23 protein-coding genes are annotated in these 24,940 nt (G+C 55.9%); 15 read left to right on the top strand and 8 right to left on the bottom strand.

Annotation, left to right across the window (positions count from 1 at the left end; all coding sequences use genetic code 11):
- Positions 1–109: 109 nt before the first annotated feature.
- Positions 110–1,327: an acyl-CoA dehydrogenase gene (locus tag HCG46_RS14580; protein WP_152504934.1), complete on the bottom strand. Its 1,218-nt coding sequence runs from the start codon at positions 1,325–1,327 to the stop codon at positions 110–112.
- Positions 1,328–1,484: 157 nt separating this feature from the next.
- Between HCG46_RS14580 and HCG46_RS14575 the strand changes: the two genes are divergently transcribed.
- The 3 genes from HCG46_RS14575 (at position 1,485) to HCG46_RS14565 (ending at position 4,416) form a co-directional block, all read left to right on the top strand.
- A complete protein-coding gene (locus tag HCG46_RS14575) occupies positions 1,485–2,408 on the top strand; it encodes a LysR substrate-binding domain-containing protein (RefSeq protein WP_168686593.1) in 924 nt (307 codons plus the stop codon).
- Between the two features lie 267 nt (positions 2,409–2,675).
- On the top strand, positions 2,676–3,584 hold the full coding sequence (gene yegS, locus HCG46_RS14570) for a lipid kinase YegS (protein WP_022999229.1): 909 nt from the start codon (positions 2,676–2,678) through the stop codon (positions 3,582–3,584).
- Positions 3,585–3,654: 70 nt separating this feature from the next.
- Positions 3,655–4,416, top strand: coding sequence for a hypothetical protein (locus tag HCG46_RS14565; protein WP_168686592.1), 762 nt, complete (start codon positions 3,655–3,657; stop codon positions 4,414–4,416).
- A 40-nt stretch (positions 4,417–4,456) separates the two neighbouring features.
- Here HCG46_RS14565 and HCG46_RS14560 read toward each other — a convergent pair whose 3' ends face one another.
- Complete coding sequence (locus HCG46_RS14560) at positions 4,457–5,200, bottom strand: hypothetical protein (RefSeq protein WP_168686591.1); 744 nt, start codon at positions 5,198–5,200, stop codon at positions 4,457–4,459.
- Positions 5,201–5,598: 398 nt separating this feature from the next.
- Between HCG46_RS14560 and gmd the strand changes: the two genes are divergently transcribed.
- The 4 genes from gmd to HCG46_RS14540 all read left to right on the top strand — a co-directional run bounded on the left by gmd (position 5,599) and on the right by HCG46_RS14540 (position 9,919).
- Complete coding sequence (gene gmd, locus HCG46_RS14555; RefSeq protein WP_168686590.1) at positions 5,599–6,639, top strand: GDP-mannose 4,6-dehydratase; 1,041 nt, start codon at positions 5,599–5,601, stop codon at positions 6,637–6,639.
- Positions 6,640–6,668: 29 nt separating this feature from the next.
- Positions 6,669–7,592 carry a GDP-L-fucose synthase gene (locus HCG46_RS14550; RefSeq protein ID WP_168686589.1) on the top strand — a complete coding sequence of 308 codons (924 nt, stop codon included), beginning with the start codon at positions 6,669–6,671 and terminating at the stop codon, positions 7,590–7,592.
- A gap of 1 nt (position 7,593) precedes the next feature.
- On the top strand, positions 7,594–8,772 hold the full coding sequence (locus tag HCG46_RS14545) for a DegT/DnrJ/EryC1/StrS family aminotransferase (protein ID WP_168686588.1): 1,179 nt from the start codon (positions 7,594–7,596) through the stop codon (positions 8,770–8,772).
- 148 nt (positions 8,773–8,920) lie between these two features.
- Complete coding sequence (locus HCG46_RS14540) at positions 8,921–9,919, top strand: glycosyltransferase family 10 (protein ID WP_168686587.1); 999 nt, start codon at positions 8,921–8,923, stop codon at positions 9,917–9,919.
- Positions 9,920–9,953: 34 nt separating this feature from the next.
- Here the strand turns inward: HCG46_RS14540 and HCG46_RS14535 are convergent, their stop codons facing one another.
- Positions 9,954–10,634 (bottom strand): FkbM family methyltransferase, encoded by a 681-nt coding sequence (locus HCG46_RS14535; RefSeq protein WP_168686586.1) that lies wholly within the window; start codon positions 10,632–10,634, stop codon positions 9,954–9,956.
- A gap of 310 nt (positions 10,635–10,944) precedes the next feature.
- On the opposite strand from HCG46_RS14535, the gene HCG46_RS14530 reads away from it, so the two are divergent.
- Both HCG46_RS14530 and HCG46_RS14525 read left to right on the top strand, forming a co-directional pair.
- Complete coding sequence (locus HCG46_RS14530) at positions 10,945–11,706, top strand: glycosyltransferase family 25 protein (RefSeq protein ID WP_168686585.1); 762 nt, start codon at positions 10,945–10,947, stop codon at positions 11,704–11,706.
- Positions 11,707–11,715: 9 nt separating this feature from the next.
- Positions 11,716–12,612: an alpha-1,2-fucosyltransferase gene (locus HCG46_RS14525; protein ID WP_324252106.1), complete on the top strand. Its 897-nt coding sequence runs from the start codon at positions 11,716–11,718 to the stop codon at positions 12,610–12,612.
- A gap of 48 nt (positions 12,613–12,660) precedes the next feature.
- Here the strand turns inward: HCG46_RS14525 and HCG46_RS14520 are convergent, their stop codons facing one another.
- From HCG46_RS14520 to HCG46_RS14510, 3 genes are read right to left on the bottom strand one after another with little or no spacing between them, the layout of a single operon-like run.
- Positions 12,661–13,479 (bottom strand): FkbM family methyltransferase, encoded by an 819-nt coding sequence (locus HCG46_RS14520; RefSeq protein ID WP_168686583.1) that lies wholly within the window; start codon positions 13,477–13,479, stop codon positions 12,661–12,663.
- A 37-nt stretch (positions 13,480–13,516) separates the two neighbouring features.
- The gene (locus HCG46_RS14515) at positions 13,517–14,578 is read right to left on the bottom strand and encodes a glycosyltransferase (protein ID WP_168686582.1); all 1,062 of its coding nucleotides are present in this window, start codon (positions 14,576–14,578) and stop codon (positions 13,517–13,519) included.
- Positions 14,568–15,515, bottom strand: coding sequence for a glycosyltransferase (locus HCG46_RS14510; RefSeq protein ID WP_168686581.1), 948 nt, complete (start codon positions 15,513–15,515; stop codon positions 14,568–14,570). The genes HCG46_RS14515 and HCG46_RS14510 overlap by 11 nt, the downstream gene beginning before the upstream one ends.
- Positions 15,516–15,699: 184 nt before the next feature.
- Between HCG46_RS14510 and HCG46_RS14505 the strand changes: the two genes are divergently transcribed.
- From HCG46_RS14505 to HCG46_RS14480, 6 genes are all read left to right on the top strand, one after another.
- Entirely contained in the window at positions 15,700–17,328 is a 1,629-nt protein-coding gene (locus HCG46_RS14505; protein ID WP_168686580.1) for a long-chain fatty acid--CoA ligase, read from the top strand.
- Positions 17,318–18,136: an SDR family NAD(P)-dependent oxidoreductase gene (locus tag HCG46_RS14500; RefSeq protein ID WP_168686579.1), complete on the top strand. Its 819-nt coding sequence runs from the start codon at positions 17,318–17,320 to the stop codon at positions 18,134–18,136. Before HCG46_RS14505 ends, HCG46_RS14500 begins: the two co-directional genes overlap by 11 nt.
- Positions 18,137–18,634 (top strand): MaoC family dehydratase, encoded by a 498-nt coding sequence (locus tag HCG46_RS14495; protein ID WP_353621819.1) that lies wholly within the window; start codon positions 18,137–18,139, stop codon positions 18,632–18,634.
- Positions 18,628–19,614 (top strand): nitronate monooxygenase family protein, encoded by a 987-nt coding sequence (locus tag HCG46_RS14490; protein WP_168686578.1) that lies wholly within the window; start codon positions 18,628–18,630, stop codon positions 19,612–19,614. The genes HCG46_RS14495 and HCG46_RS14490 overlap by 7 nt, the downstream gene beginning before the upstream one ends.
- A gap of 9 nt (positions 19,615–19,623) precedes the next feature.
- Entirely contained in the window at positions 19,624–20,859 is a 1,236-nt protein-coding gene (locus HCG46_RS14485) for an acyl-CoA dehydrogenase family protein (RefSeq protein WP_168686577.1), read from the top strand.
- 220 nt (positions 20,860–21,079) lie between these two features.
- Positions 21,080–22,123: a phosphotransferase family protein gene (locus HCG46_RS14480; protein ID WP_022999213.1), complete on the top strand. Its 1,044-nt coding sequence runs from the start codon at positions 21,080–21,082 to the stop codon at positions 22,121–22,123.
- A 108-nt stretch (positions 22,124–22,231) separates the two neighbouring features.
- Here the strand turns inward: HCG46_RS14480 and HCG46_RS14475 are convergent, their stop codons facing one another.
- Both HCG46_RS14475 and tsaA read right to left on the bottom strand, forming a co-directional pair.
- A complete protein-coding gene (locus HCG46_RS14475; RefSeq protein ID WP_168686576.1) occupies positions 22,232–24,346 on the bottom strand; it encodes a 3-hydroxyacyl-CoA dehydrogenase NAD-binding domain-containing protein in 2,115 nt (704 codons plus the stop codon).
- A gap of 99 nt (positions 24,347–24,445) precedes the next feature.
- Complete coding sequence (gene tsaA / locus HCG46_RS14470) at positions 24,446–24,910, bottom strand: tRNA (N6-threonylcarbamoyladenosine(37)-N6)-methyltransferase TrmO (RefSeq protein WP_152504921.1); 465 nt, start codon at positions 24,908–24,910, stop codon at positions 24,446–24,448.
- Between the last annotated feature and the right edge of the window lie 30 nt (positions 24,911–24,940).

Below are 24,940 nucleotides of genomic sequence, written 5' to 3'. Positions count from 1 at the left end.
AGCGCTGTCAGGAAAAACAACGGGCCTGCTGACGCAAACCCTTTTCAAGAGAACCGAACGAGAGACGGGCGGCTTGGCCGCCCGCGTCAAATGTCATGACTTCAGGGTCTTAGAAGAACGCCTGCAGGCCGGTCTGTGCACGACCGAGGATCAGCGCATGAATGTCATGCGTGCCTTCATAGGTGTTGACCGTTTCCAGGTTCTGGGCGTGGCGCATGATGTGGTATTCTTCCTGGATGCCGTTGCCGCCGTGCATGTCACGAGACTGGCGGGCGATATCCAGGGCCTTGCCGCAGTTGTTGCGCTTGATCAGCGAGATCATTTCCGGCGCCACCTTGCCGGCGTCGAACAGCTGGCCGACACGCAGCGCTGCCTGCAGGCCGAGCGTGATTTCGGTCTGCATGTCCGCCAGCTTCTTCTGGAAGAGCTGGGTCTGAGCCAGCGGGCGGCCGAACTGTTCGCGGTCGAGGCCATATTGACGGGCGCGGGTCCAGCAGTCTTCTGCAGCGCCCATTGCGCCCCAGGCAATGCCGTAGCGTGCGCGGTTGAGGCAGCCGAACGGGCCTTTCAGGCCGGAAACATTCGGCAACAGGGCATCTTCACCCACTTCCACACCGTCCATGACGATTTCACCGGTGATGGAGGCACGCAGGGAAAGCTTGCCGCCGACCTTCGGTGCGGTGAGGCCCTTCATGCCCTTGTCGAGCACGAAGCCGCGGATGGCACCGTCATGAGCTTCCGACTTCGCCCAGACGACGAAGACATCTGCGATCGGAGCGTTCGAGATCCACATCTTCGAGCCGGTCAGCTTGTAGCCGCCGTCGATCTTTTCCGCGCGGGTGCGCATGCCGGCCGGATCGGAACCTGCATCGGGCTCGGTGAGGCCGAAGCAGCCGACAAACTCGCCGCTTGCCAGTTTCGGCAGGTATTTCTGGCGCTGTTCTTCCGAGCCGTAGGCATAGATCGGGTACATGACCAGCGAGGACTGCACGCTCATCATGGAGCGATAGCCGCTGTCGACACGCTCGATCTCGCGGGCAACGACACCGTAAGCGACATAGGATGCACCGGCGCAGCCGTAGTCCTCCGGCAGGGTAACACCCAGAAGGCCGAGTTCACCCATTTCGTTGAAGATGCCCCGGTCGGTCTTTTCCTCGCGGTAGGCTTCAATGACGCGCGGCAGCAGCTTTTCCTGGGCAAATGCGCGAGCCGTATCCTGGATCAGCTGTTCGTCTTCCTTCAGCTGGTCGCGCAGGTGAAACGGGTCCTGCCAGTCGAAGGAGCCGCCACCGGCCGGTGAGGACTTAACATTCGCGGGTGCGTTCATGGTCGTGTCTCCCAGGCCGTGATCCGGCCAATGATGTGCGGCCGCTTGACGGCCAGGGTCATTCTATTTCCTCTAGTCTTGCCTCAAATCCGTTTGCGTAAAAGCGAAACCTCGTCCATCATTCATGACGAAATGGAATGAAGTGGGGGAATTTGCCATGCGGCGCGCCTTCGTCCCGCCGGCAGACACGCTGATCGCGTTCGAATGTGCCGCCCGGCATTTGAGCTTTACCCGCGCCGCGGAGGAACTGCACCTGACGCAGGGCGCAGTGTCCAAGCAGGTTCGCCAGCTGGAAGACAGGCTGGGCGTCGAGCTGTTTCGGCGGGTTCGCCAGCGCATTGTCCTGACCGACGCAGGCCGGATCTACCTTCACGATATCCGAGGGGCGCTGGAACAGATGACCGCAGCCACGCGGCAGGTGATGTCCTATGCCGGCAGTGCGGACGTCCTCAACCTTGCGGTTCTGCCGACCTTTGGTACCCGCTGGCTGGCTCCGCGGATTGCCGATTTCGGGCGCCGGTATCCGGACGCAGGCCTCAATCTGAGTGTGCGCCTGCAGCCGTTCGATTTTGACGAGGAGCCGTTTGACGGCGCCATTCACCACGGCGACCCGGTCTGGGCGGGGGCGATCGCCGAACGGCTGTTCGACGAGGAAGTCATCCCCGTTGCCTCACGCGTCTTTCGCGATCGGCACCAGATCCGCACACCTGCCGATCTTGCCCGCGTGCCGCGCCTGCAGCTTGCAACACGCCCGCTTGCCTGGCGGCAGTGGTTTGATCTTGCAGGCGTGGAAACAGATGCCGCCTTCCAAGGCGCACGTTTCGAACAATTCGTCATGATCTCCGAGGCTGCGATCCACCACGCCGGAGCCGCGCTGATCCCGCGATTTTTCGTCGAGGCGGAACTGGCCTCAGGACGTCTCGTCCGGCTTTTCGACCTCTCCGTGTCACAGCAGACGGCGTATTATTTCGTCTATCCGGAGGGCCGGACGATGCGGCCGGTGGTGTCTGCATTCCGAAAATGGCTGATGGAGGAAGCCCGCACCGCACGGACGCGCCGGGAAACCATGCTGCCGGGCTGAAGCAGGCGTCAAGACAGTGCGTCCGGCACGACGGTTCCCCTGGACCCGACTTTTTAGCGATCGGCAGAAATTGAAACCGGCGGGCACATGGCCCACTTTTCAGCGGAACGATTGCACCTTGCCGGCGTTTTGCTCAAAGGCACCATTCGGAGAGACCAGTCCCGCTTTCAAACTGCCATAGCCCCGCCCCGGGTTATGATCTGCTGCCATGCCTGATGGCAATTTTCCCTGCTCGTGTAGGAAAGCAGCAGGGACAAGGAGACGTAATTGGAAAAGCACCATCTGCGCCTGATCCTCAATGGCAAGTCCGCCGGCCGCGACGATGTCCGCAGTGCGGTGGAGGCCGTACGGTCCATGGGCCACAATGTCTCCGTTCGCGTGACCTATGAGGCCGGCGATGTCGAGAGACTGGTTCGCGATGCCCTGCGCGATCACGAGAGCGAGCGGATCGACACGCTTGTCAGCGGCGGAGGTGATGGCACATTGAACGAGGTTCTGGATGCGGCCCTGCATGATTTGCCCGAAGGGGAAAAGCCTCCCTTTTCATTTGCGGTTCTACCTCTTGGAACGGCAAATGACTTTGCCAATCACATTGGCCTTGATCCGGCGGACATCACCTCCTGCCTGAGGTTTGCCGTGCGCGCATCCGCCAAACCGACCGACATTGGCGAGGTCAACGGCTGTGTGTTCATCAACATGGCAACCGGCGGCTTTGGTTCACAGGTGACATCACAGACCGACCCGAACCTGAAGCGCGTTCTTGGCGGGGCTGCCTATCTCTTCACAGGTCTGCAGCGGTTTTCGGAACTTTCGGCCTGTGAAGCCCGTATCGAGGCGGATGATTTCTCCTGGGAGGGCTCGTTCCTGGCCCTCGCCGTGGGCAATGGCCGCCGCGCCGGTGGCGGCATTCGGTTGTGCCCCGATGCCAAGCTCGATGACGGCTTCCTCGATCTGACCATCGTTCCCTTCCCGCAGTCGGGCAAGGTCATCGACCTTTTGTCGGTGCTGCTGGACAGCGGCGTTGACGACATCAACGGCGGCCCGATCCAGCGCAAGGTGCGCAATCTGAAAATCGAGACCCAGCAGCCCGTGCAGTTCAATCTGGACGGCGAGCCGATGAATGGACAGTCCTGGCAGATTGGGATAAGGCACCACCAGATCGACCTCAGGCGCTGACGGTCGCCGCGCCCGGCAGCAGGCTGAAACGACGTCTGTCCGTCAGCCGTGCAAGGTGCGGGAAGGCGCAGTGCACGGCTTTCAAGAGATGGACAGCATGGACGAATACCAGCTCAAGAATTTCCTCAAGTTCGCGCCTGCCAGGCTGGGGCTGGTGCCGAAAAAACACCTGCTCGTCCACATTCCCAAGAACGGCGGCATGTCGGTGCGCCATGCCAAGGCGCTGGAAGGCAATCTGGTTCTTGCCAACCGGCGCCGCCTGAAAAGCAAGGCTTATGCAAACGCGCTGATGACCTTCATGAAGGAGCGCGGGCTTCATCCGGGCTACGAACATGCCCGGCTGCGGGATATCGACCTTTCGGTGCGTGCTGGCACGGTGCCTTTTGCGGTCGTGCGCAACCCCTGGGCACGGACTTTTTCCAGATTCAAGTTCTACCTGCAGACAAGCGGATCCCACGAGGCGGAATTCGATCTGACAGTTAAGGGGTTCGAGGAATTTCTGGAGACACGCCACGAGTGGGGCAAGGTTGATTTTTTCTGGCACCGCGCCTCGCTTGGCTGGTACCCGCAAAGCGACTATGTGATCGACGAGAGGGGGCAGGTGGCGGTCAATATCCTGCGTCAGGAAAAACTGGGTCCGGAACTGGCAAGATATCTTGGGGCAGATGACACGCTCGAACAGCGCAATATCTCCCGCAATGCCCGTGCCGACCAGCGAAAATTCTACACCGACAGGAATATCGGGATCGTCGCCGACTGGTACAAAACCGAAATCGAACTGTTCGGCTTCGATTTCGATACGCCGGCAACACGGAACGTCTTTTTCAGCTGACCTCAAGTGCGACAGTATTTTGTGTGCTTGAAGATGCGCCTTACTCTGTCCGGCTCCAGACACTGTTTCCATCGATAACTTCCTTGGTTATCCCAAGTGCATCGCGGTGTTCCCGGCCGATGTCGATTGCCACATATTCCCGCCGCGCGCCGATGAACCTGTTCCTGAATTGTGCGGTAAAGGCATTCAGGTCTGGGTTCATGTAGTTCAGCTGTTTTTCCGGATCGAGTGTCTCATCCATCAGCTCGGCACATCTTGCGGCGAAATCACTGCGCAGGAAGGAGGGGCTGGTTCCGAAGATCGGCCGCTTCTTGTTGAGACCCTTGCCGAGATCCATTCCGAGGAATGTCCTGCGGTCGGGTTCATAATGATAGAAGGACCGGTAGCCCCAGTTCTTTTCCCGCGTCATCAGGCTGATCTGGCGAACGTTGCGTGTCATTGCCTTACTGACTTCTTCTGGGCGGACCTCCCGGTTCAGCACCCAGTCGTCTTCCAGGTGGAAGCACCAGTCCGCAGCCGGCTGTCGCCAGAGCCAGCGGATTGCTTTTGTAAAGTGAGGCTTGTCAGGCTTGCGGGTGACGACATTGGCGAAATACTGTTTGCAGATCTCCTCGCAGGCCTCAACCTCCACCAGTCCGCCTTCAAAGGGATCGATGTTGACGTAAAGCGTTCCGATCTCGAAATGCCTGAACAACCGCTGTGAAAAGCTTGCCAGAGTTTTCTCCAACAGCGCAGGCCTTGCCCCCGAAACGAGGAGTACGTCGATTTTCACTGCGTCTGTCATCAAACCTGTCTGCAAATGAAGCCGGAAGTGACCATCTTTAATCCACCCGTGCTTGAAATCGCCTGAATTCGCCTGGCGGCTCGTTGCCGTCGCGGTTATGCCAAGCCATCAGCCCGAACGCCAGCGATCTTTGACCTGCACGCTGCCATATCATTATGACTTTTGCTGTTGCCAGTGCATGTTCAACGCACTCGGAGGTCAGGGTTCTCTTTCTTTTGATTTTGGAACCGACTATAACGCCCGGAATCTTCGGTGCGAATTGAGGTGCCGGTCGCACGCCAGCGAATGACCCACCGTTTGCGAACTCTGTCAAACACCAGCGCCGCAGAAATGAAACTCACGTCCGCATTGCTTCTTGAAGAAGCTCTCACGGAACTGGATTGAGACAAAAGAGTCCGATGCAAAAAACAGCTCTCATCACGGGGATCACTGGCCAGGACGGCGCCTATCTCGCAGAACTGCTGCTAGAGAAAGGCTATACGGTTCACGGCATCAAGAGACGGTCATCGTCGTTCAACACAGGACGGATCGATCATCTCTATCAGGACCCGCACGACCGTGATGTGAAGCTGCACCTGCACTATGGTGACATGACGGATTCAACGAACCTCATCCGCATCATGCAGGAAACGCAGCCGGACGAAGTATATAACCTCGCCGCGCAGAGCCACGTTCAGGTATCCTTTGAGACCCCGGAATATACGGGAAACGCGGACGCCCTCGGTACCCTGCGCCTGCTCGAGGCCATCCGGCTTCTCGGATTGAGCGAGAAAACGCGCTTCTACCAAGCATCCACGTCTGAGCTCTACGGCAAGGTACAGGAAGTTCCGCAGTCGGAAACCACACCTTTCTATCCAAGAAGCCCCTATGCCGCAGCAAAGCTCTACGCCTATTGGATCGTCGTCAACTACCGCGAAGCCTACGGCATGCACGCCAGCAACGGCATCCTCTTCAACCACGAAAGCCCGATCCGCGGCGAAACCTTCGTGACCCGCAAGATCACTCGCGCCGCCGCCGCGATCAAACTGGGTCTTCAGGACAAGCTCTACCTTGGCAACCTGGACGCCGAACGTGACTGGGGGCATGCAAAAGACTACGTCCGCGGCATGTGGCTGATGCTGCAGCAGGACAAGGCGGATGATTATGTTCTGGCGACAGGCAAGACTACCTCGGTACGTGATTTTGTTAATTGGTCATTCTCTGAAGTAGATATCGCGTTAGAGTGGCAAGGTTTCGGTGTAGATGAAAAAGGGGTCGATGCGGCAACCGGAAAGGTTGTTGTTGAGATCGACCCTCGGTACTTCCGTCCGACAGAAGTCGATCTACTGCTTGGTGATGCCACGAAAGCATTCGAAAAACTGGGCTGGAAGCATGATCGAAGTGTTCGCGATCTCATTTCGGAAATGGTCACAAGCGATCTGCGGGAAATGAAGCCTTAGCCTTAAATGCTTCAGGGATTCGGACTGTAATGCCAAGAGTTTTGCTGACCGGCGGTTCCGGTATGGTTGGGAAGAATTTGCTCGCGCATGAGCGCCCCGACAACTTTGAGTTTATTGCTCCTGACAGCTCGAAACTCAATCTTCTGAATTTCGACCAAACCGAAGCTTTTCTGAAGCGAGAGAAGCCGGACATCATTGTGCACGCCGCCGGCGTCGTTGGCGGGATTCAAGCCAATATCGCGAGCCCAGTCCGCTTTTTGACCGACAATTGGAATATGGGCAGCAACTTGATTACGGCTGCTCGGTCTGCAGGGGTTCCTCAACTCCTGAATATCGGCAGTTCTTGTATGTATCCCAAGGATCAGGACACGCCCCTTAAAGAAGCTCAAGTTCTCAGCGCCTCATTGGAACCCACCAATGAGGGCTACGCTCTTGCCAAATGTGCCGTTGCAAGGCTTTGCGAATACATCGTTCGTGAAACGCCAGAGTTTCAATATAAAACGATAATTCCATGCAACTTGTATGGACGCTTCGACAAATTTGATCCTGCTGTCTCCCATTTGGTCCCTGCTGTCATACGCAAAATCCATCAGGCAACACTTGCCAAAAACAAAACGGTTGAGATCTGGGGAACAGGAGAAGCGCGCAGAGAATTCATGTTTGCAGAGGACTTGGCGGACGCAATCGTTTTCTTTTTGGGTAAGTTTGAGAAGCTGCCTACGGTAGCAAATGTTGGTGTTGGGAAAGACTTCACCATTAATGAATACTACGAGATAACATCTAATGTTATAGGCTTTTCCGGCAAATTTACGCATGATTTGACCAAGCCGGTAGGCATGAAGCGAAAATTGCTAGATGTCAGCTTGCAGTCCGAAATGGGCTGGAAGCCCAAGACTAGCCTGAATGACGGTATTCGCCAGACCTACGAATATTTCCTGTCCCTTGGAGAATAAAATGAATTACCCACTTGCAAGTACAACTTGGGACGAGCGTGAATATGAGGCGCTTCAGCGAGTAATTGAGTCCGGCATTTTCACAATGGGGAAGAAAGTCGCTGAGTTTGAACAGGAATTTGCAAGATTTGTAGGCAGCAATCATGCAGTCATGGTCAATTCCGGCTCTTCAGCAAATTTGCTCATGGTTGCGGCATTGCGATATAGGTCTAACGCACCCATTCTGCCGGGCACGGAAGTAATTGTCCCGGCAGTGTCCTGGAGTACCACCTATTATCCCCTTTATCAGTATGGGCTTAAACTTAGGTTCGTTGACGTCGATGCCGAAACTCTGAATTACGACCTGGAACAGTTGGAAGGGGCAATCACGCCCGCAACTAAAGTCATCATGGTTGTAAACCTACTCGGAAATCCCAATGACTTCGCAGCTATAAACAAAATTGTCGAAGGCAGGGACATCTTGCTCCTAGAAGACAACTGCGAGTCTTTAGGTGCACTTTTTGGTGGCAAACAAGCTGGTACGTTCGGACTGATGGGAAGCTACAGTTCGTTCTTCAGCCATCACATCTCCACAATGGAAGGTGGCTTGATCACAACCGACGACGAAGAATTGTATCATATTCTTCTTTGCCTTCGTGCACACGGTTGGACGCGTAACTTACCTAAAGAAAATCATGTCGCCCCAATGAGCGATAATCCTTTCGAGGAATCGTTCCGGTTCATTTTACCTGGTTACAATGTACGCCCTTTGGAGATGAGTGGCGCAATAGGGATAGAACAACTCAAGAAGCTTCCAGATATGGTGCTTGAGCGTCGGAGGAATGCTGAAAAGTTTCGTGATTTGATGGAAAAATACCCATTTCTGAGAATTCAACGGGAAATTGGCCAGAGCAGCTGGTTTGGGTTCGCATTCACCGTCAAATCAGACATGGGCTATGATAGAGGGCAGATCATTGCTGCACTGAACAAGTCAGGTATCGAAGTACGCCCTATCGTCGCCGGTAATTTTACAAAAAACCAAACGATGAAGTGGTTTGACTATTCAATTTATGGCGATCTCAAAAATGCAAATGATCTTGACCAAAATGGGTTCTTCATTGGAAATCATCACTTCTCGCTATCGGATGAATTTGAAGTATTGGATCGGGTTCTGACTGCGGTTGTTAACGGTCAAATTTAGTTTATTCTTGCAGAGAGTTGTAATTTGCAATTCAAGAAATGAGATTTGGTTCGCTGGATATGTTTGAGAATCGTAATATTAAACAGCTAATCGAATTGTCCGCGAACTATCGTAGCGGTTTTGTCCTCAAACCTTTGCGGAGATATTGTTGATAAAAGCAGCTTTTGTGTCTTCGTCGGAAAATTGGGTTTGGACGCGTCAATTTCCCAATCTAGAACCAATCTGGAACAATGTTTATTTTGATTTTTCCAATAATTTGGAAAATTGTGATATACTCTTTGTGTTTGATGCATTACCAATAACATATTGCGGCAAAATTAAAGCTCGAAAATGCGTGTTTATAGCTTCAGAACCGCAGAACGTGAAAGTATATTCTTCGAATTTCTTGAGACAATTTGACCTTATCGTGACGACTGACAAGACTAGCCAACACCCAAATGCTGTCTATCAGCAGCCTGGATTGCCTTGGCATGTCGGTGTTTGGAGCGAATTCAACCGATTAAGTAATCTTCCACTTACCTTCGATTTTTTCAGGGACTACCAACCTAAGAAATCTAAATTGATCTCTGTAATTTCGTCAGATAAGGCGTTTACGGAGGAACATAGAGCGAGATTGCGCTTTGTGGACGCTCTTAAGTGTCATTTCGGAGATAGAATTGACTATTTCGGCCGAAACATTTGCTCGTTTACAGATAAAATGGAAACTCTTTCACAGTATAAATATCATATCTCATTAGAAAACTGCGCAATCTTAGATTATTGGACCGAAAAACTCTCAGACCCTTTCTTAACTCTGACATACCCAATATATCACGGTTGTCCAAACGTAGATGACTACTTTCCAGAAGGCGCACTATCAAAAATCGACATTCGTGATACGGAAGAATCTATTTCTAAAATAGAGCATATTATTAACTCGAGTTTAGCTGAAGAATCCGAAAGTCTATTAAAAGAAAGTAGACGAAGAGTCTTGTTTGAACACAATTTGTTTTCTGTTCTGGCCAAAATAGCCATCTCATTAAATCAAGATAAATACGGAGGTTACAAAAAAATTGAGTCGGAAAAGTTTTTCATAAAGAATACCTCAACTCTCAAGCGATATCGGAAACGCCTATCGCGTAGGATTGTAAATTTATTAGGCGAGTAGCCAATTGTTGTTTGCAGAAAACAGTTCGATTAGATTAGTTGGAGTTTTTCTGCCAATTTTCCCAAACAAACTCATAGCACCATGTTCTATGATGTGTTTTCGAGAGTTTCTCTGTGAGCGTGTTCCGAAGTTCTTTTGCATTATCTACAAAATCATGAAACTGTACTTGTATATTTTCAAATTTTTCAATTAACCCCGACGAAATCATGTGATCTAGGAGTTGATATTCAGAACCTTCTATATTTATCTTGATAAGATCGACATTCTTGATATGTAAAGAGTCGAAAACATCTGAAAATTTCTTAACAGTCACAGTTTCGATGCCATTAGCGTCAGATTTATGTAGTATGGATGAGCCGTCACCTTCATTGGAGAGTGTAAATCGACCGTTCTCGTCAGATAGTCCAAAATTAAAACAATGTACTTTTGAGTTTTGAGTAAACCTTTTTTCACATTTCTCAAAAAACTCAACGCTAGGCTCGAACAAATAAACGTTGCAACGGTACCGAATGTTGATTTGGTTTGCAAAGTCACCTTGAAACCCTCCCAAATCAAATACGGTTGAATCCTCATTAAGTGGATATGATAATCTCAATGTCTCATCTCCCTTATCCCGAAACCACCGTTTTACTTCTGTAAGGGGCGCTTCATTCTCCGAGTTTTGAAGTGAAGATTGTTTACGGAAAAGAAATAGACGTTTTATCCAGCTTAGCATTGCGAAAAATCTTCCTAGCGTTGAGCTTAATGTTATTATCGGAGGATAATTGCACACAACTAAAGCCTGAAGCAATTGCCTAGAATAGGCCTTAGTGCGACTGCAAATTTTATACATAACCAAGAAATATGATCAACTATCCATTATACGCCGCGTTAAAATGGCCTTTTCAACAAATGTTTCGAATGCGAGCGCTATTTGGTGACATCCGTATTTCAGTGTAACCTTAATGTGAAGAAAGTGGTATGTATGAGCCGTTGTCGACAGGTATTAGTTGGTAGCAATTAACGAAATGGCACGGTCGCATCGAATGAAACAGCTCAAAACAATAGACACCTATGTTGTAAACTTGGAGCGATCAGAAAAACGTAGATCTGAAATGTCTACGAAACTTGATGCATTGAACATTCCCTATGAGTTTTTTGATGCGGTTGATGGTCGAATCGAAAATCACCCCCTGTTTGTAAGATATAGTGAGCGTTCTGCGCTAAAGCATTATGGGTTCGAACTCGCGCCTGGGGAACTTGGTTGTTATGCCAGTCATTTCCTTCTTTGGCAGCTCTGCGTTGAAAAAGATAAGCCAATTCTGATTTTAGAAGATGACATTGAGTTCAACTTTAATTTCAATTCAGCATATGAGCTTGCTGTTCAAAAAGTTCACGAATACGGTCTCCTCCGTTTATCCGGACACAAAATCAGAAAATATGCGATCTGCGAGCAAATAAGAGAACTAAAAATCGTTCGTTTTAAGCGAGGTCCGCACGGGACATCGTCATATGCACTTTCACCTCTTGCAGCAAAGAAGCTGATTAGTAAGGCTGAAGTTTGGTACGAACCGGTTGATGTTCATTTGGATAGATTTTGGAGTCACGGCGTTGAGAGTTTCGGGATTCAACCCTTCCCTGTCTCGCACGTTGCTACTTCGGAGGCTGATTCCGAAATTTGGCAAGGAAAACGGCGCGGTAGTCGTCCAAAAGAATTCAAGAAAAATACTCGCTTCATTCGTTTGAATGACTCTTTGCGGCGATTTTTTGTAAACATTCCATATATAGGTCGTTGGAAACATAAATAGTTTTTCGAAATATCTGGAAAGAGACGTATCAGAGAAAGTATAAGTCAGTTGATTATTGTTCAAATAACTGGTGGGCTAGGCAATCAGATGTTTCAGTATGCTATGGGACGATCACTGTCTGAGCAGTCTAGCATGCCATTGAAATTGGATATTTCAAGTTACGAGAATTATAAACCTCATTCATTTTTACTTGATAGGTTAAACATAAAAGCTGAGATTGCTTCCAGAGAAGAAATTCATGAAGTAAAGAAGAAAAAGAGAGAATTTAAGTTTCCATTTACAAATCGCAGATCAATAAATTATGTGAAAGAAGAGGGGTTCACATTCAATCCCGAAGTGTTGAATTTGAAAACATCGACTTATTTTTCTGGATATTGGCAAAGTGAGAAATATTTTAAAAATATCGAAACCCATATCCGAAAGGAGTTTGTGCTTAAAAAAGAACTTGCTCAAAGCCGAGAGAAAATCCGTAAAGAAATACGGGCTTCCAGAAAACCTGTTTCTATTCACGTTAGACGGGGTGATTACGTTAGTAACGCGAAGGCAAACGCATTTCATGGAACGTGCGAACCTGAATGGTACGCAAAGGCAATACAAGAAATTAGAAAAAATTCAGCGGAGATTACACCAGTTGTTTTTTCCGATGACATTGATTGGGTTAAGAAAAATATTGAATTAGATTGCAATGTCATTTGGGTTGAGCCCAATGAAGACGGCCATGACTTCGAGGACATGTACCTAATGTCAGTCTGCCAAAACCATATTACTGCAAATAGTACATTCAGCTGGTGGGGCGCGTGGTTAAACCCTAATAAGGATAAGCGCGTAATTGTGCCTCACAAATGGTTTAATTCCCAATCGATGAAAACCATAGACTTGATCCCAACTGGCTGGGAACGCCTTTAGATCAGATGTCATCGCTAATGTATACTTCAATATCTGTTTATCTTATTGCTAGTGTCTCACAAACAACGCCGTCAATCTCTTCGTTGAAATCTTCTCAAACCGGAACCCCTGCTCGACCAGAAAATGGCACACGGCTGGCAGGGTGGGGTCTTTGGTGAGGCCGCGTTCGGGGCCGCAGTCGACGCAGATGTAGTGGACGCGGTCCAGGATCTTGTCGGCACCTTTCAGGATTTCCGGCTCGGCGCCTTCGCCTTCGATCTTCAAGAGTTTGATCGAGCGGATGTCGTTTTCTTCGCAGTAGTCGTTGAGAGTCGTCGTTTCCACCTCAACAACAGAGCCGTAGCCGGAAAATTCGATGAGGGAGGAATCGGCCGTGTCCGATTTCTCATAGAATTTGAGTGTCGTCTTTTCGTGCCACAGGGCGCGTTGTTCGACAGTGCCACCCGGGTTGTTGAGCTTGCAGCAGGCGGCCTCGTCCCGGCCGGGCTCGAAGGCGATATAGCGGACGGACTTGCCTTCAAGGCGCAATCCGAGGCCGATCTCGCCTATGTTCGCGCCGCAATCGATGACAACGTCGCCGTCTGAAATCATTGCCGGGTCGATGAAATAGTCGTCCAGAAGGCCCTTGGTTCTCGGCTGAACGCCGTAACGGTAAAAGCCGACGCGCTCGCTGTGAAGAAAGGAGATCTCCTTGCCCTTATCGTCCAGAACGCGGAAGACCGGTTCATCTGAAACAACCTTGATGTTCCAGCGCTTCTTGCTCCGCAGCGCATTCGAGAACGTGACATACCAATTGAAAAGCTTTGCGAAGGTCTGCCGGTTCGGGTGACGGACGATGAAATTGTATAATCTTTTTTTCTTTTTCATGTTCGCGCCTGCGTGGGTTGCCTTGCGGTAATCGGTGTCAGCTCTCGAAAAGCAGCGTGGAATAGGTCTTGCAAATGGCGTCTTCGGAAAACTGGCTTTCAAGGCGGCGTTTGCCACCGTCAACCAATGCATTTTCCTGATCCGGCTTGCCGAGCAGCTGTTTGACCGACCCCACCAGCCCGTCGACATCCCCGCAGGGCGACAGCAGCCCGGTCTTGCCGTGGTCGATCAGCCAGCTTGGGCCGGGCGAGGCGGTTGCGACAACGGGCAGCCCGGCGGTCCAGCCTTCCAGGACAACGTTGCCGAGCGGTTCTTCGTCGGTCGGGCACAGCAGGATATCGGCAGCTTTCAGGAAAGGCGAGGGGTCGCGTTGCCAGCCGAGAAAGTGGACGCGGTCCTGAACGCCGAGGTTTGATGCCAGGGCCTTCATGTCGGACATCAGCTCGCCGTCGCCGATCAGCCAGGCATGAACGGTCGCCGGCAGGCCGGCGACCGTTTGAATGGCAAGGTCGAAGCGCTTGCGTTCGACGAAGCGGCCAAGGTGGATCAGCACCGTGGCGTCTTCGGGCGTGTTGTAGTCTGCCCGGTCGACCGGCTTCAGATCCGCGGGCAACGGATCGACAAAGTTGCTGATCACATGGGCGCGTTCCGCAGGCCAGCCCATTTCGATGGCCTGACGGATGATCTCCGGCGTGTTGCCGATCAGGTCCTCGACATTGCCATAGGTGTGAAAGCCGTCCGGCCAGTCGCCAAGACGCAGGAAGGTGCGCATGCTGGGGCCGGGTTTCGGCATCCATTTGCTGGCCGGGCTCATCCAGCCCATGGTGGAACGCGCGCCGAATGCCTTGATCTGGCGGGCAATGTCCCAGCGGATGACATGGCGTTTCAGGTGCGAGCGGCTGAAGGTCATCTCGCGCACATCACAGTGTCTGGCAAGGTCGTCGCGCCAAGGCCGGTCCTTTCGGATGAAGGCGATCTGCTCCACGCCCCGCCGGGCAAGGGCGCCTGTCAGGCGCACGAAGAACCGTTCTGCCCCGCCATCAACGCCAAGATGAATGTGCGCGAGTTTTTTAGGCTGCATCTGCGTGTCAGTGACCATCGATCACATCGTAGTAGTTATGCGCCCGGCCCAGAAGTCCGCGCAGGTTGCCGGAGCCTTTCATGAGACGGATCAGGCCATAGTAGAAGAGTTTCTCGCCGCGCTTTCTGGCGAAGGGTTTCAGCACGAAACCGACGATTGTCGCCAAGAGGCCGAAGAACATGCGCCGCAGGCTTTTGGGAATGAAATGCAGGGCAGCTTTCAGCCGGCCTTCGCGCAGCACGATGTTGAACGCGCCGGAGGTTGCCGCCATGTGCATACGGCTCAGCAGGCGGCCGGTGGTGACGCGCGAAGCCGGAATGTCCTCCTCGACGAAGGCATCATCCACCCAGATCATCTTTGCGCCGGCCGCATGGGTGCGGCGGAAGAAGTCGATATCCTCGCTGCCGAAGGTCAGGCGTTCGTCGAACCGCAGGCCAAGACCGTCCCGAGAGATGATACGGCCGCTCAGCAACACGTTGTTGGTCGGTGCTTCGGTGATGATCGAGCCGGTCGGCCGTGGCTTCAGGAGCTGCGATTTCCACCAGTGCGGGGCCGGCTTTTCATAAATCCGGCGAACGGGGCCGTTGGCGACTTCGGCCTTGTGTTCCAGGCAGGCGGCCAGAAGTTTCTCGATCCAGTCCGGTTCCGCGCGTTCGTCGTCATCGATCAGCGCCACCCAGTCCGGGGCGTGTTCCAGTGCCGCTTCCAAGGCCGTGTTGCGGGCAAAGGGGATGCCCTTGCGTTTTTCGTGATGGAAGAAGACCGGCAGAGACAGCCTCTTCTTCACATCTTCTGCTGCAGCACCTGTGAAATGCGGCACGGGATCGTTTTCCACAACGACGATCGCCATCTCCGTGTTCGCGGGGGCGATTAGATTGTCGAGGCTATCCAGGCACGCCTGCAGCATTTTCGGCCGCTGCGCGGTGCAAACGGCAATGACCAGTTTCTGGGTCATGAAGGGGTCTCAACCATTCCTCTTGGGTTGGGCAGGGTTTGGCGCATGTGCCTGCCGCTGTCAAAGGGTTTCGGGAAAAGCCATCCGAGGAAATTGACCTTTCCAGCGCGTCAGCCGCGCGCTAGGCTTCTCCTTCAACCCTTTGAGGGACCGTATGAAGCGGCCGTGTTCTGGGAGGAAACACATGAAGGGAATGATGATGCACCGTCCGCTGAAAATCGCGGACCTCATCACCTTTGCAGCGGATACCTATCCGGCCGGTGAGATCGTGTCCGTGAGGACGGAAGGCGATATTCACCGCACCACCTATAAGGAAACCGCCGGCCGGATCGCCCGGCTGGCACATGGCCTGAAGGCACTCGGCATCGCTGAAAGCGACCGGGTGGCGACACTTGCCTGGAATGGCTACCGCCATTTCGAGCTCTATTATGCAATTTCCGGCATCGGCGCCATCTGCCACACCATCAATCCGCGGCTTTCAGCGGAACAGATGATCTATATCGTCAATCACGCCCAGGACCGGGTGCTGTTCGTTGATCTTACCTTCGTGCCGATCGTTGAAAAACTTCGGCCGCATTTTCCGGCAGATCTGCGGATCGTCATCATGACGGATCGTGCGCATATGCCCGAAACGACACTGGAAGGTGTGCTCTGTTACGAGGAAATCCTTGACGGACAGCCGGGTGAAATCGACTGGCCGGATTTCGACGAGGACCAGGCCGCCGGGCTTTGTTACACTTCCGGCACGACAGGCAATCCGAAGGGCACGCTCTATTCGCATCGCTCCACGGTGCTGCATGCCTACGACATGTGCGTCACCATTCCCCGGGTCCTCAACGAGGGCTCGCGCATCCTGCCGGTGGTGCCGCTGTTTCACGTCAATGCCTGGGGCCTGCCTTATGGCGCGCCTCTTTCCGGCTCCAGCCTGATTTTTCCGGGCGGAGCACTGGACGGCAAAAGCCTGTTCGACCTGATGGACCGCGAAAAGGTCTTCTCCGCCTGGGGTGTGCCGACTGTCTGGATAGGTCTCATGAACGAGATCCGCCAGCGCGGCCGCATTCCCGAAGGCTTCGGCGATATCGTCGTTGGCGGATCGGCTGCCTCGCGCTCTCTGATCGAGGCCTTCGAAAAACAGGGCATCAATGTCTGCCATGCCTGGGGCATGACGGAAATGAGCCCGCTCGGCACCCAGTGCAACCTGCCGCCAGAGATGGCGGATCTGCCGTTCGACCAGCGCATCGACAGGAAGCAGAGCCAAGGGCGGCGGATCTTCGGTGTCGACATGAAGATCGTCGATGATGCCGGCAATCGCCTGCCGCATGACGGAACGACCCCGGGCCATCTCTATGTGCGCGGCAACACGATCACTTCCGGCTATTACGAGGATCCGGAAGCCTCGAAACCCGTGTTCGACAAGGAAGGCTGGTTCTGCACCGGCGATATCGCCGCCATCAGTCCTGAAGGCTTCCTGACGATCACGGACCGTTCCAAGGACCTCATCAAGTCGGGCGGCGAATGGATCAGCTCGCTCGACCTGGAAAACATCGTCATGTCCCATCCCAGTGTGGCGAATTGTGCGGTGATCGCGGTACCCGACGCCAAGTGGGACGAGCGTCCGCTGCTCATCGTTCAGCCGTCGGACGAGGCGCAGCCGCAGAAGGAGGAGATCCTCTGCCATCTGGCGGAACGGGTCGCCAAGTGGCAGGTGCCGGATGACGTCGTCTTCGTCGATGCGTTGCCGATGACGGCAACGGGCAAGGTGTCGAAACTCACCTTAAGAAAACAGTTCCCGGAGGCACCGCATGACGCCTGATCACTTGTTCGGCCTTGGCGGCAAAACGGCACTGGTCACCGGCGGTGCGACCGGGGTCGGCCGCATGGCCGCCGAGGGGCTGATAGCCGCGGGTGCGCGGGTGATGATCGCCAGCCGCAAGTTGGAAGCCTGCCAGGCGGCTGCCGAAGAGCTGAACGCGCTCGGCTATTCCGGAAAGGCGGAAGGCTTTGCCGGGGACGTTGCAACGGAAGAAGGTGTTGCGGCGCTGGTGGGCGAAATCGGCAAGCGCACCGGCAGCCTGGAAATTCTGATGAACAATGCCGGCACAAGCTGGGGCCAGCCGCTTGGCGACTTTCCCTATCACGCCTGGGAACGGGTGATGCGGGTGAATGTCACCGGGTTGTTCCAGCTGACGCAAGGCCTTTTGCCGCTTCTGGAAGCTGGCGCGAGCGACGACGATCCTGCACGGGTCGTCAACGTCGGCTCGGTCATGGGGGAAACGGCCCATGGCGACAGGGCCTACAGCTATGCGGCCTCCAAGGCTGCTGTTCATCATCTGACGCGGATCCTTGCCAAGGAGCTGGCGGAACGGCGCATCACAGTCAATGCGCTGGCCCCGGGACCTTTCGTCAGCAACATGACGGCCTTTGCAACGGCGGACGAGGATGTCCGCTCGCGTGTGGGGGCCCAGGTGCCACTCGGCCGTGTCGGCCGGCCGGAGGATATCGCAGCTGCCATGCAATATCTGTGCGGGCGAGGCGGGGCCTATATCACCGGCGCCATTCTGCCCATCAGCGGCGGTATCAATGTGGAAACCGGGCCAGACCTCTTCCAGGAGGCCTATTGAGTGAGCACTGATACGCTGTCACGCACCCTTGCCGCAAGCGAGCTGGAAACGCTTGTCGGAACGGAGGTCGGCGTGTCCTCCTGGTACCTGATCGACCAGGCCAGGATAGACGCTTTTGCCGAGGTGACGCAGGACCACCAGTTCATCCATGTTGATCCTGAAAGGGCGGCGGAAACACCTTTCGAAGGTACGATCGCGCACGGGTTTCTGACGCTGTCGCTCCTCTCCGCGATGGGTGTTGAAGCCCAGCCGAAGATCAAGGGCGCAACGATGGGCATCAATTACGGTTTCGACAAGGTGCGTTTTCTTGCACCCGTAAAGGTGGGCAGCCGGGTCCGCGGGCGGTTTGTCCTCGCCCGTCTTTCAAGGCCGAAACCGCAAGAGGTTGATATCGTCTGGCAGTCGACGGTGGAGATCGAGAACGGCAAGCGGCCTGCGCTGGTCGCCGAATGGCTGAACAGGTTCTACCTGGAAGAAGAGGCGGACAAATCATGTTGAAGGCAAGATCCCTTCCCAAGGCTTTGCAGGGTTTGAGGCTTCCGGCTGTCGCGGCACCACTCTTTATCGTCTCCTGTCCGAAGCTGGTGATCGCCCAGTGCAAGGCCGGGATTGTCGGCAGTTTTCCGGCCCTCAACGCAAGGGACGAGCCTGGCGGTCCGGTTGTTCTGGAAGCCTGGCTGAAGGAGATCACCGAAGCGCTGGACCGGCACAACCAGGAAAATCCGGATCGGCCTGCCGCGCCTTTCGCGGTCAACCAGATCGTCCACCGGTCCAATGAGCGACTGGAGCGGGATGTCGAGATCTGCACGCGGTGGAAGGTGCCCGTCTGGATCACGTCCATGGGCGCGCGGGTCGAGGTGAACGAGGCGGCCCATTCCTGCGGCGGTATCGCCCTGCATGATGTCATCAACAACACTTACGCAAAAAAGGCCGTCGAAAAAGGCGCCGACGGGCTGATTGCGGTGGCGGCAGGGGCAGGTGGTCACGGTGGCCCGCAGTCACCTTTCGCGCTGGTGCGCGAGATCCGGGAATGGTTCGACGGTCCGCTGCTTCTGGGCGGGGCCATCTCCACCGGCGAAGCGCTGCTGGCGGCACGCGTTCTGGGCGCCGATTTTGGCTATGTCGGCTCGCCTTTCGTTGCGACGGAGGAAGCCAACGCGGACCGGACCTACAAGGACATGATGGTCGCAGGCGGGGCCGAGGACGTGCTGACGTCCTCGCTCTTTACCGGGCATCCGGCCAACTACCTGAAAGGCTCCATTCGCAAGGTCGGTCTTGATCCCGATCATCTGCCGGACGAGTGGGATGTCAGCGTCATGCCGGACGACAGTCCCAAGCCGAAGGCCTGGCGGGAAATCTGGGGCGCTGGCCAGGGCATCGGCGCGATCAAGTCCGTTGGACCGGCAGCCGCCGTGGTCGAGCGCCTGGAAACCGAATACCGCGCCGCCATTGAGCGGCTGCGCGCCGATATCTGTTAGGGGGAAGTGATGGATCTTGGAATGACCGAACGGGTGCGGCCGCTGATCGAGCAGGTGCGCCAGATGGTGGAAACCGAAATCGCCCCTCTCGACCGGGAATATCACGAGGAAGTCGGCCGTCACCCGTCCGGTGATCGGTTCCGGATGACGGAGCGCCAGCTTGAAATTCTGAACAGCCTCAAGGCCACGGCCAAGGAACGCGGCCTCTGGAATTTCTGGCTGACGGACAGCGAAAAAGGCTTCGGCCTGACGACCGTGGAATATGCCTATCTGGCCGAGGAAATGGGCAAGGTCGGCATTGCCGCGGAAGTCTTCAACTGCAATGCCCCCGACACGGGCAATATGGAAGTGCTGGAGCGCTACGGCACCGAGGGTCACAAGGAAAAGTGGCTGAAGCCTCTGCTTCGGGGCGATATCCGCTCGGCCTATCTGATGACGGAACCCGATGTTGCCTCCTCGGATGCCACCAACATCGCGCTGACGGCTGTGCGCGATGGCGATGCCTGGGTGCTGAATGGCGACAAGTGGTGGGCAACGGGTGCGGGCGATCCGCGCTGCGCGCTCTACATAGTCATGGCTGCAACCGATCCGGACGCCCACAAGCACAGCCGCCATTCCATGTTCCTGATCCCGGCGGATGCCGAGGGCATCGAAGTGCTGCGGCCGATGCATGTCTTCGGCGCCGACGATGCGCCGCACGGCCACATGCATATCCGTTTCACCAATGTGCAGGTGCCGCAGGAAGACCTCGTGCTGGGTGAAGGTCGGGGTTTCGAGGTTGCACAAGGACGCCTCGGTCCGGGCCGCATTCACCACTGCATGCGGGCCATCGGCCAGGCGGAAAAGGCGCTGGAACTTCTGTGCAAGCGAGCCATGGGCCGGGAGGCCTTCGGCAAGAAGCTGATGGATCTTGGCGCCAATTACGACATCATCGCCAATGCGCGCATGGAAATTGAAATGGCCCGTCTGCTCTGCCTCAAGGCAGCCTGGGTGATGGACACACAGGGCACCCGTGCGGCGCAGCCGTGGATCAGCCAGATCAAGGTGGTGGCGCCCCTCACCGCCCTGAAGGTGGTCGACGAGGCCATGCAGGTGCATGGCGCCGCCGGCATCAGCCAGGACTTTCCGTTGGCGGCCATGTGGACACACCTGCGCACTCTTCGCTTTGCCGACGGCCCCGACGCCGTCCACCGTCGCCAGGTAGCGCGCACGGAGCTGCGGAAATATTCCAACGGGAAGCTTTGAGGATGGACTTTCTTCAGCTTTCAATCAGGAGCGACTGCCACGACGCCTTACCGCCCCATCTCCTCATCCTGAGGAGCCGCCCTTGCGGCATCTCGAAGGATGGGCCCCTTGCTCCAGAGTTTGCCGCCCATCCTTCGAGACAGCGCTGCGCGCTTCCTCAGGATGAAGAGGTGGGGAGGAAAGCGGCCGATGGACTGGTTCAAGGAATGGGTTTCACCACATGGGCGTCCCGCTCATGACCCCGGGCACGGACCTCGACCTCACGGCCCTCAGTAGCTGGCTGGAAGGGGCCCTTCCCGGCTTCAAGGGCCCGCTCAAGGCCGAGAAGTTCAACCGGGGGCAGTCCAACCCCACGTTCCGGCTCAGCGCAGCGTCTGGTGACTATGTCCTTCGCCGCAAACCACCCGGCGTGCTGCTGAAATCAGCGCACGCGGTCGAGCGTGAGTTCCGTGTGCAAAAGGCGCTGGCCGGGTCGGATGTGCCGGTCGCACGCATGCATGTCCTGTGCGAGGACGACAGCGTGATCGGGTCTGCGTTCTACGTCATGGATCTCGTCCGGGGCCGCAATTTCGATGAACCGCGATTGCCGGATCTGGATCCGCAAACACGGCGCGGCATTTACGACGAGCTGAACCGCGTCCTGGCGGCCATCCATGGCATTGATCTGGAAGCGCGCGAGCTTGCCGACTACGGCCCCGGCGGGAATTACTACCGCCGCCAGATCGACCGCTGGACCAAGCAATACCGGGCAAGTGAAACCGGCCCTATTCCCGCGATGGACGAACTCATTGCCTGGCTAGACGCCAATGTGCCCGAAGACGACGGACGGCGCACGCTGGTGCATGGCGACTATCGCATCGACAACCTCTTGTTCGCGGTAGATGGGCCAGCCTGTGTTGCCGTGCTCGATTGGGAACTGTCCACCATCGGCCATCCTTTTGCGGATCTGGCAGCCTTGATCATGCAGTGGCAGCACCCGCCCGGCACCGAAGGCCGGGGGCTGGCTGGCGTTGACCGGAAGTCGCTGGGCATTCCGGAAGACCAGGACTTCATCGACGCATACTGCGCCCGCATGGGGCTCACCGGCATTCCGGGTTTCGGTTTCTACCTGGCCTTCGCCTTCTTCCGAATGGGGGCGATCCTTCAGGGCGTCAAGAAACGCGCCCTCGACGGAAATGCCTCCAATCCGGAGCTCGGTCTGAAGCTGGGCGAGAGCGTTCCGCACTACGCCGCTGGCGGCTTGAAGGCGGCCCGACAAGGCTAGACACCCTCCAGAAAGCCGCAAGAGGCTCGTCCGGGGTGACATCTTGTGTGGTGGCGTATGCTTTTCCCCATCAACACCGCGCGCAGCGGCGCGGTTTGCCGCCCTTGGTCACCCCTTCGCGTTCATCTCCGCAAAGGTTCCACCAGTTTCGGCGATCTGCCGCAGGAGAGCCGGGACTTTCCAGTAGTAGGCGTCTTCCTTGGCATACTCTTCGATCCGGCGAACCAGTTCACCCGCGCCGATGACATCTGCCGTGTGCAGCGGGCCGCCGCGGAAACGCGGGAAGCCGTAGCCGTTGAGAAAGACGGCGTCGATGTCGATGGGGCGAAGCGCGATGCCTTCCTCCAGAACGCGCACGGCTTCGGAAATCATCGCGGTCATGAAGCGGCTGACGATTTCGTCTTCGGTGAAGCTGCGCGGTGTGACACCGGCCTTTTCCCGTTCCGCATCGATGATCGCGAGTGCTTCCGGGTTCGGCCGGGAACCCTGATCATCGTAGATGTAGAAACCCTGACCGGTCTTGCGCCCGAACCAGCCGTTCTCGCAAAGTCGGTCGGCAATTGGAATATAGCGTTCCTCGGCTGGGCGGGTGGCGGCGCGGCGCTTGTTGGCGGCCCAGCTGATGTCGAGCCCGGCAAGGTCGGCCACCTGATAGGGCCCCATGGCAAAGCCGAAGCCGCGCATGGCCGTGTCGATCTGTTCCGGCGAGGCGCCATCCATCATCATGTAATCGGCGGCCTTCTTGTAGAAGGTCATGATGCGGTTGCCGATGAAGCCATCGCAGACGCCCGAGCGCACGGCGATCTTTTTCAGTTTCCTGGCCAGTGCGAAGCCAGTCGCAACCACGTCGTCGCCGGTCTTGTCGGCAACCACCACTTCCAGAAGCCGCATTACGTGGGCGGGCGAGAAGAAGTGAAGGCCGATGACATCCTGCGGACGGGAGGTCGTCGCGGCGATCTCGTTGATGTCGAGATAGGACGTGTTCGAGGCAAGCACGGTGCCTGCCTTGCAGACCTTGTCCAGCGTCTGGAAGATGTCGCGCTTGACGCCCATGTCCTCAAAAACAGCCTCGATGACGAGATCTGCATCCGATAACGCGCCAAGATCCGTCGAGGTGCCGAGTTTTGCGGCCAGAATGTCGTCGCGGCCAGCTTCCGAAAGCTTGCCGCGTTTGACCGCACCGTCAAGGTTCCTGGTGATCGTCGCAACACCGCGGTCAAGTCCGTCCTGGTCGCGTTCGGTCAAGGTTACGGGCAGGCCGGCCAGCAAGATGGCAGTTGCGATGCCGGAGCCCATGGTGCCGCCGCCGATGACGCCGACAGAGTTGATCTCGCGCGCGGTCGCGGTGGCTTCGGGGATCTTGGTGACGGCGCGTTCGGAAAAGAAGGCGTGGATCAGGCCGGCCCGCTGGGGGCTTGCCATGCATTCCTCGTAGAGCCGGCGCTCTTCCTTCATGCCGTCGCGGATCGGCAGGTGGCAGGCTTCGACGGCATCGACGCATTTGTGCGGCGAAAACAGCAGCGGCTGGCTCTTGGCGAGCTTTGCCCGCATCGCCTCGATGGCGGCGGGATCCGGTTCGGCGGTCAGATCACCCGTCTTGCGGTTCGGCAGATCACCGGCCAGAAGATCCTTGGCGGAGGAGAGGGCAACGTCACGCGGATCGCCTTCAACGATCCGGTCGATCAGGCCGTTGGCCAGGGCCTCGTCGGCGCTCATCGGCTTGCCACTGGTAATCATGTCGAGAGCCGTCGCGATGCCCGCAAGCCGGGGGGCACGCTGGGTGCCGCCGGCGCCCGGCAGAATGCCGAGCGTCACTTCGGGCAAGCCCACCTTGGATCCCGTCAAGGCGACGCGCGCGTGGCACGACATGGCAACTTCCAGGCCGCCGCCAAGCGTGGTGCCGTGCAGGACGCAGACGATCGGCGTGGAGGCGCTTTCGATGAAGTTGCACAGTTCGGGCAACCACGGGTCGAGCGGCGGCTTGCCGAATTCGCGAATGTCGGCACCGGCAATGAAGGTCCGTCCCTTCGCATAAAGCGCGATCACCTCAACGCCGTCGGTCTGCTGCAGGGTTTCCACTGCCTGCCACAAGCCGGAGCGGATCGCGTGGGAGGCAGCATTCACCGGCGGATTGTCGAGAGCGATGAGGCCGACAGAGCCGTTGATCTCGATCGAGACGACGTCGTTGATACCGGTTTCGCCGGCAGGGGTTTCCGTAGGCATGAATTCCTCCCAGGGCGCCAGTCGGGGCGCGAATTTTGGGCCGGATTGTCAGGTCCGGGCAGAGCTTGTCAAGGTGACCGAAGAGGGCAAGCGAAGTGTTCAGTCCTTCGGCGGTGCTTTCGGTGTGAAAGCACAGCGGTCAGGTTTCAGGTCGATAAGCGGGGTGCCGTCGAGGCAGTCAAGCCCGCGCACGATCAGGTTCGGACCATCGACGGAAACGAGTTTTGCCAGAACGGTGCCGATCGGGTTCGGCCGGACGGGCGAGCGCAGGGCAAAGGTACCGAAAATGTTGTCGCTATGTGCCGGGTTCTGGACGATGAGGTCCCGCCGGGCCTTGTCGAGCCAGTAAAGCAGTTCAATCTTGTCGTATTCTTCGATGCCCTTCAGTGCCGGGACCCAGGGCTCGAAAATCTCGATCCGGCACTCTGGTCCGTCCACCTTGCCCTGACGCGGGCAATCCTTGCGGTCTTTCCAAGGAGTGTGGATCCTGCCGATGAAGAAGAGCCTTGCATCGTCCGGTTCCTGGATCGGAACCGAAATTTCATGCGGGCGGATATCGCTCATCGTTGTCTTTCCTGAATATATGCCGGAACA

Origin of the sequence: Labrenzia sp. PO1, from assembly GCF_012273635.1 — a bacterium.
Taxonomy (GTDB): domain Bacteria; phylum Pseudomonadota; class Alphaproteobacteria; order Rhizobiales; family Stappiaceae; genus Roseibium; species Roseibium algicola.
This window is presented reverse-complemented; position numbering and strand designations above follow the sequence as displayed.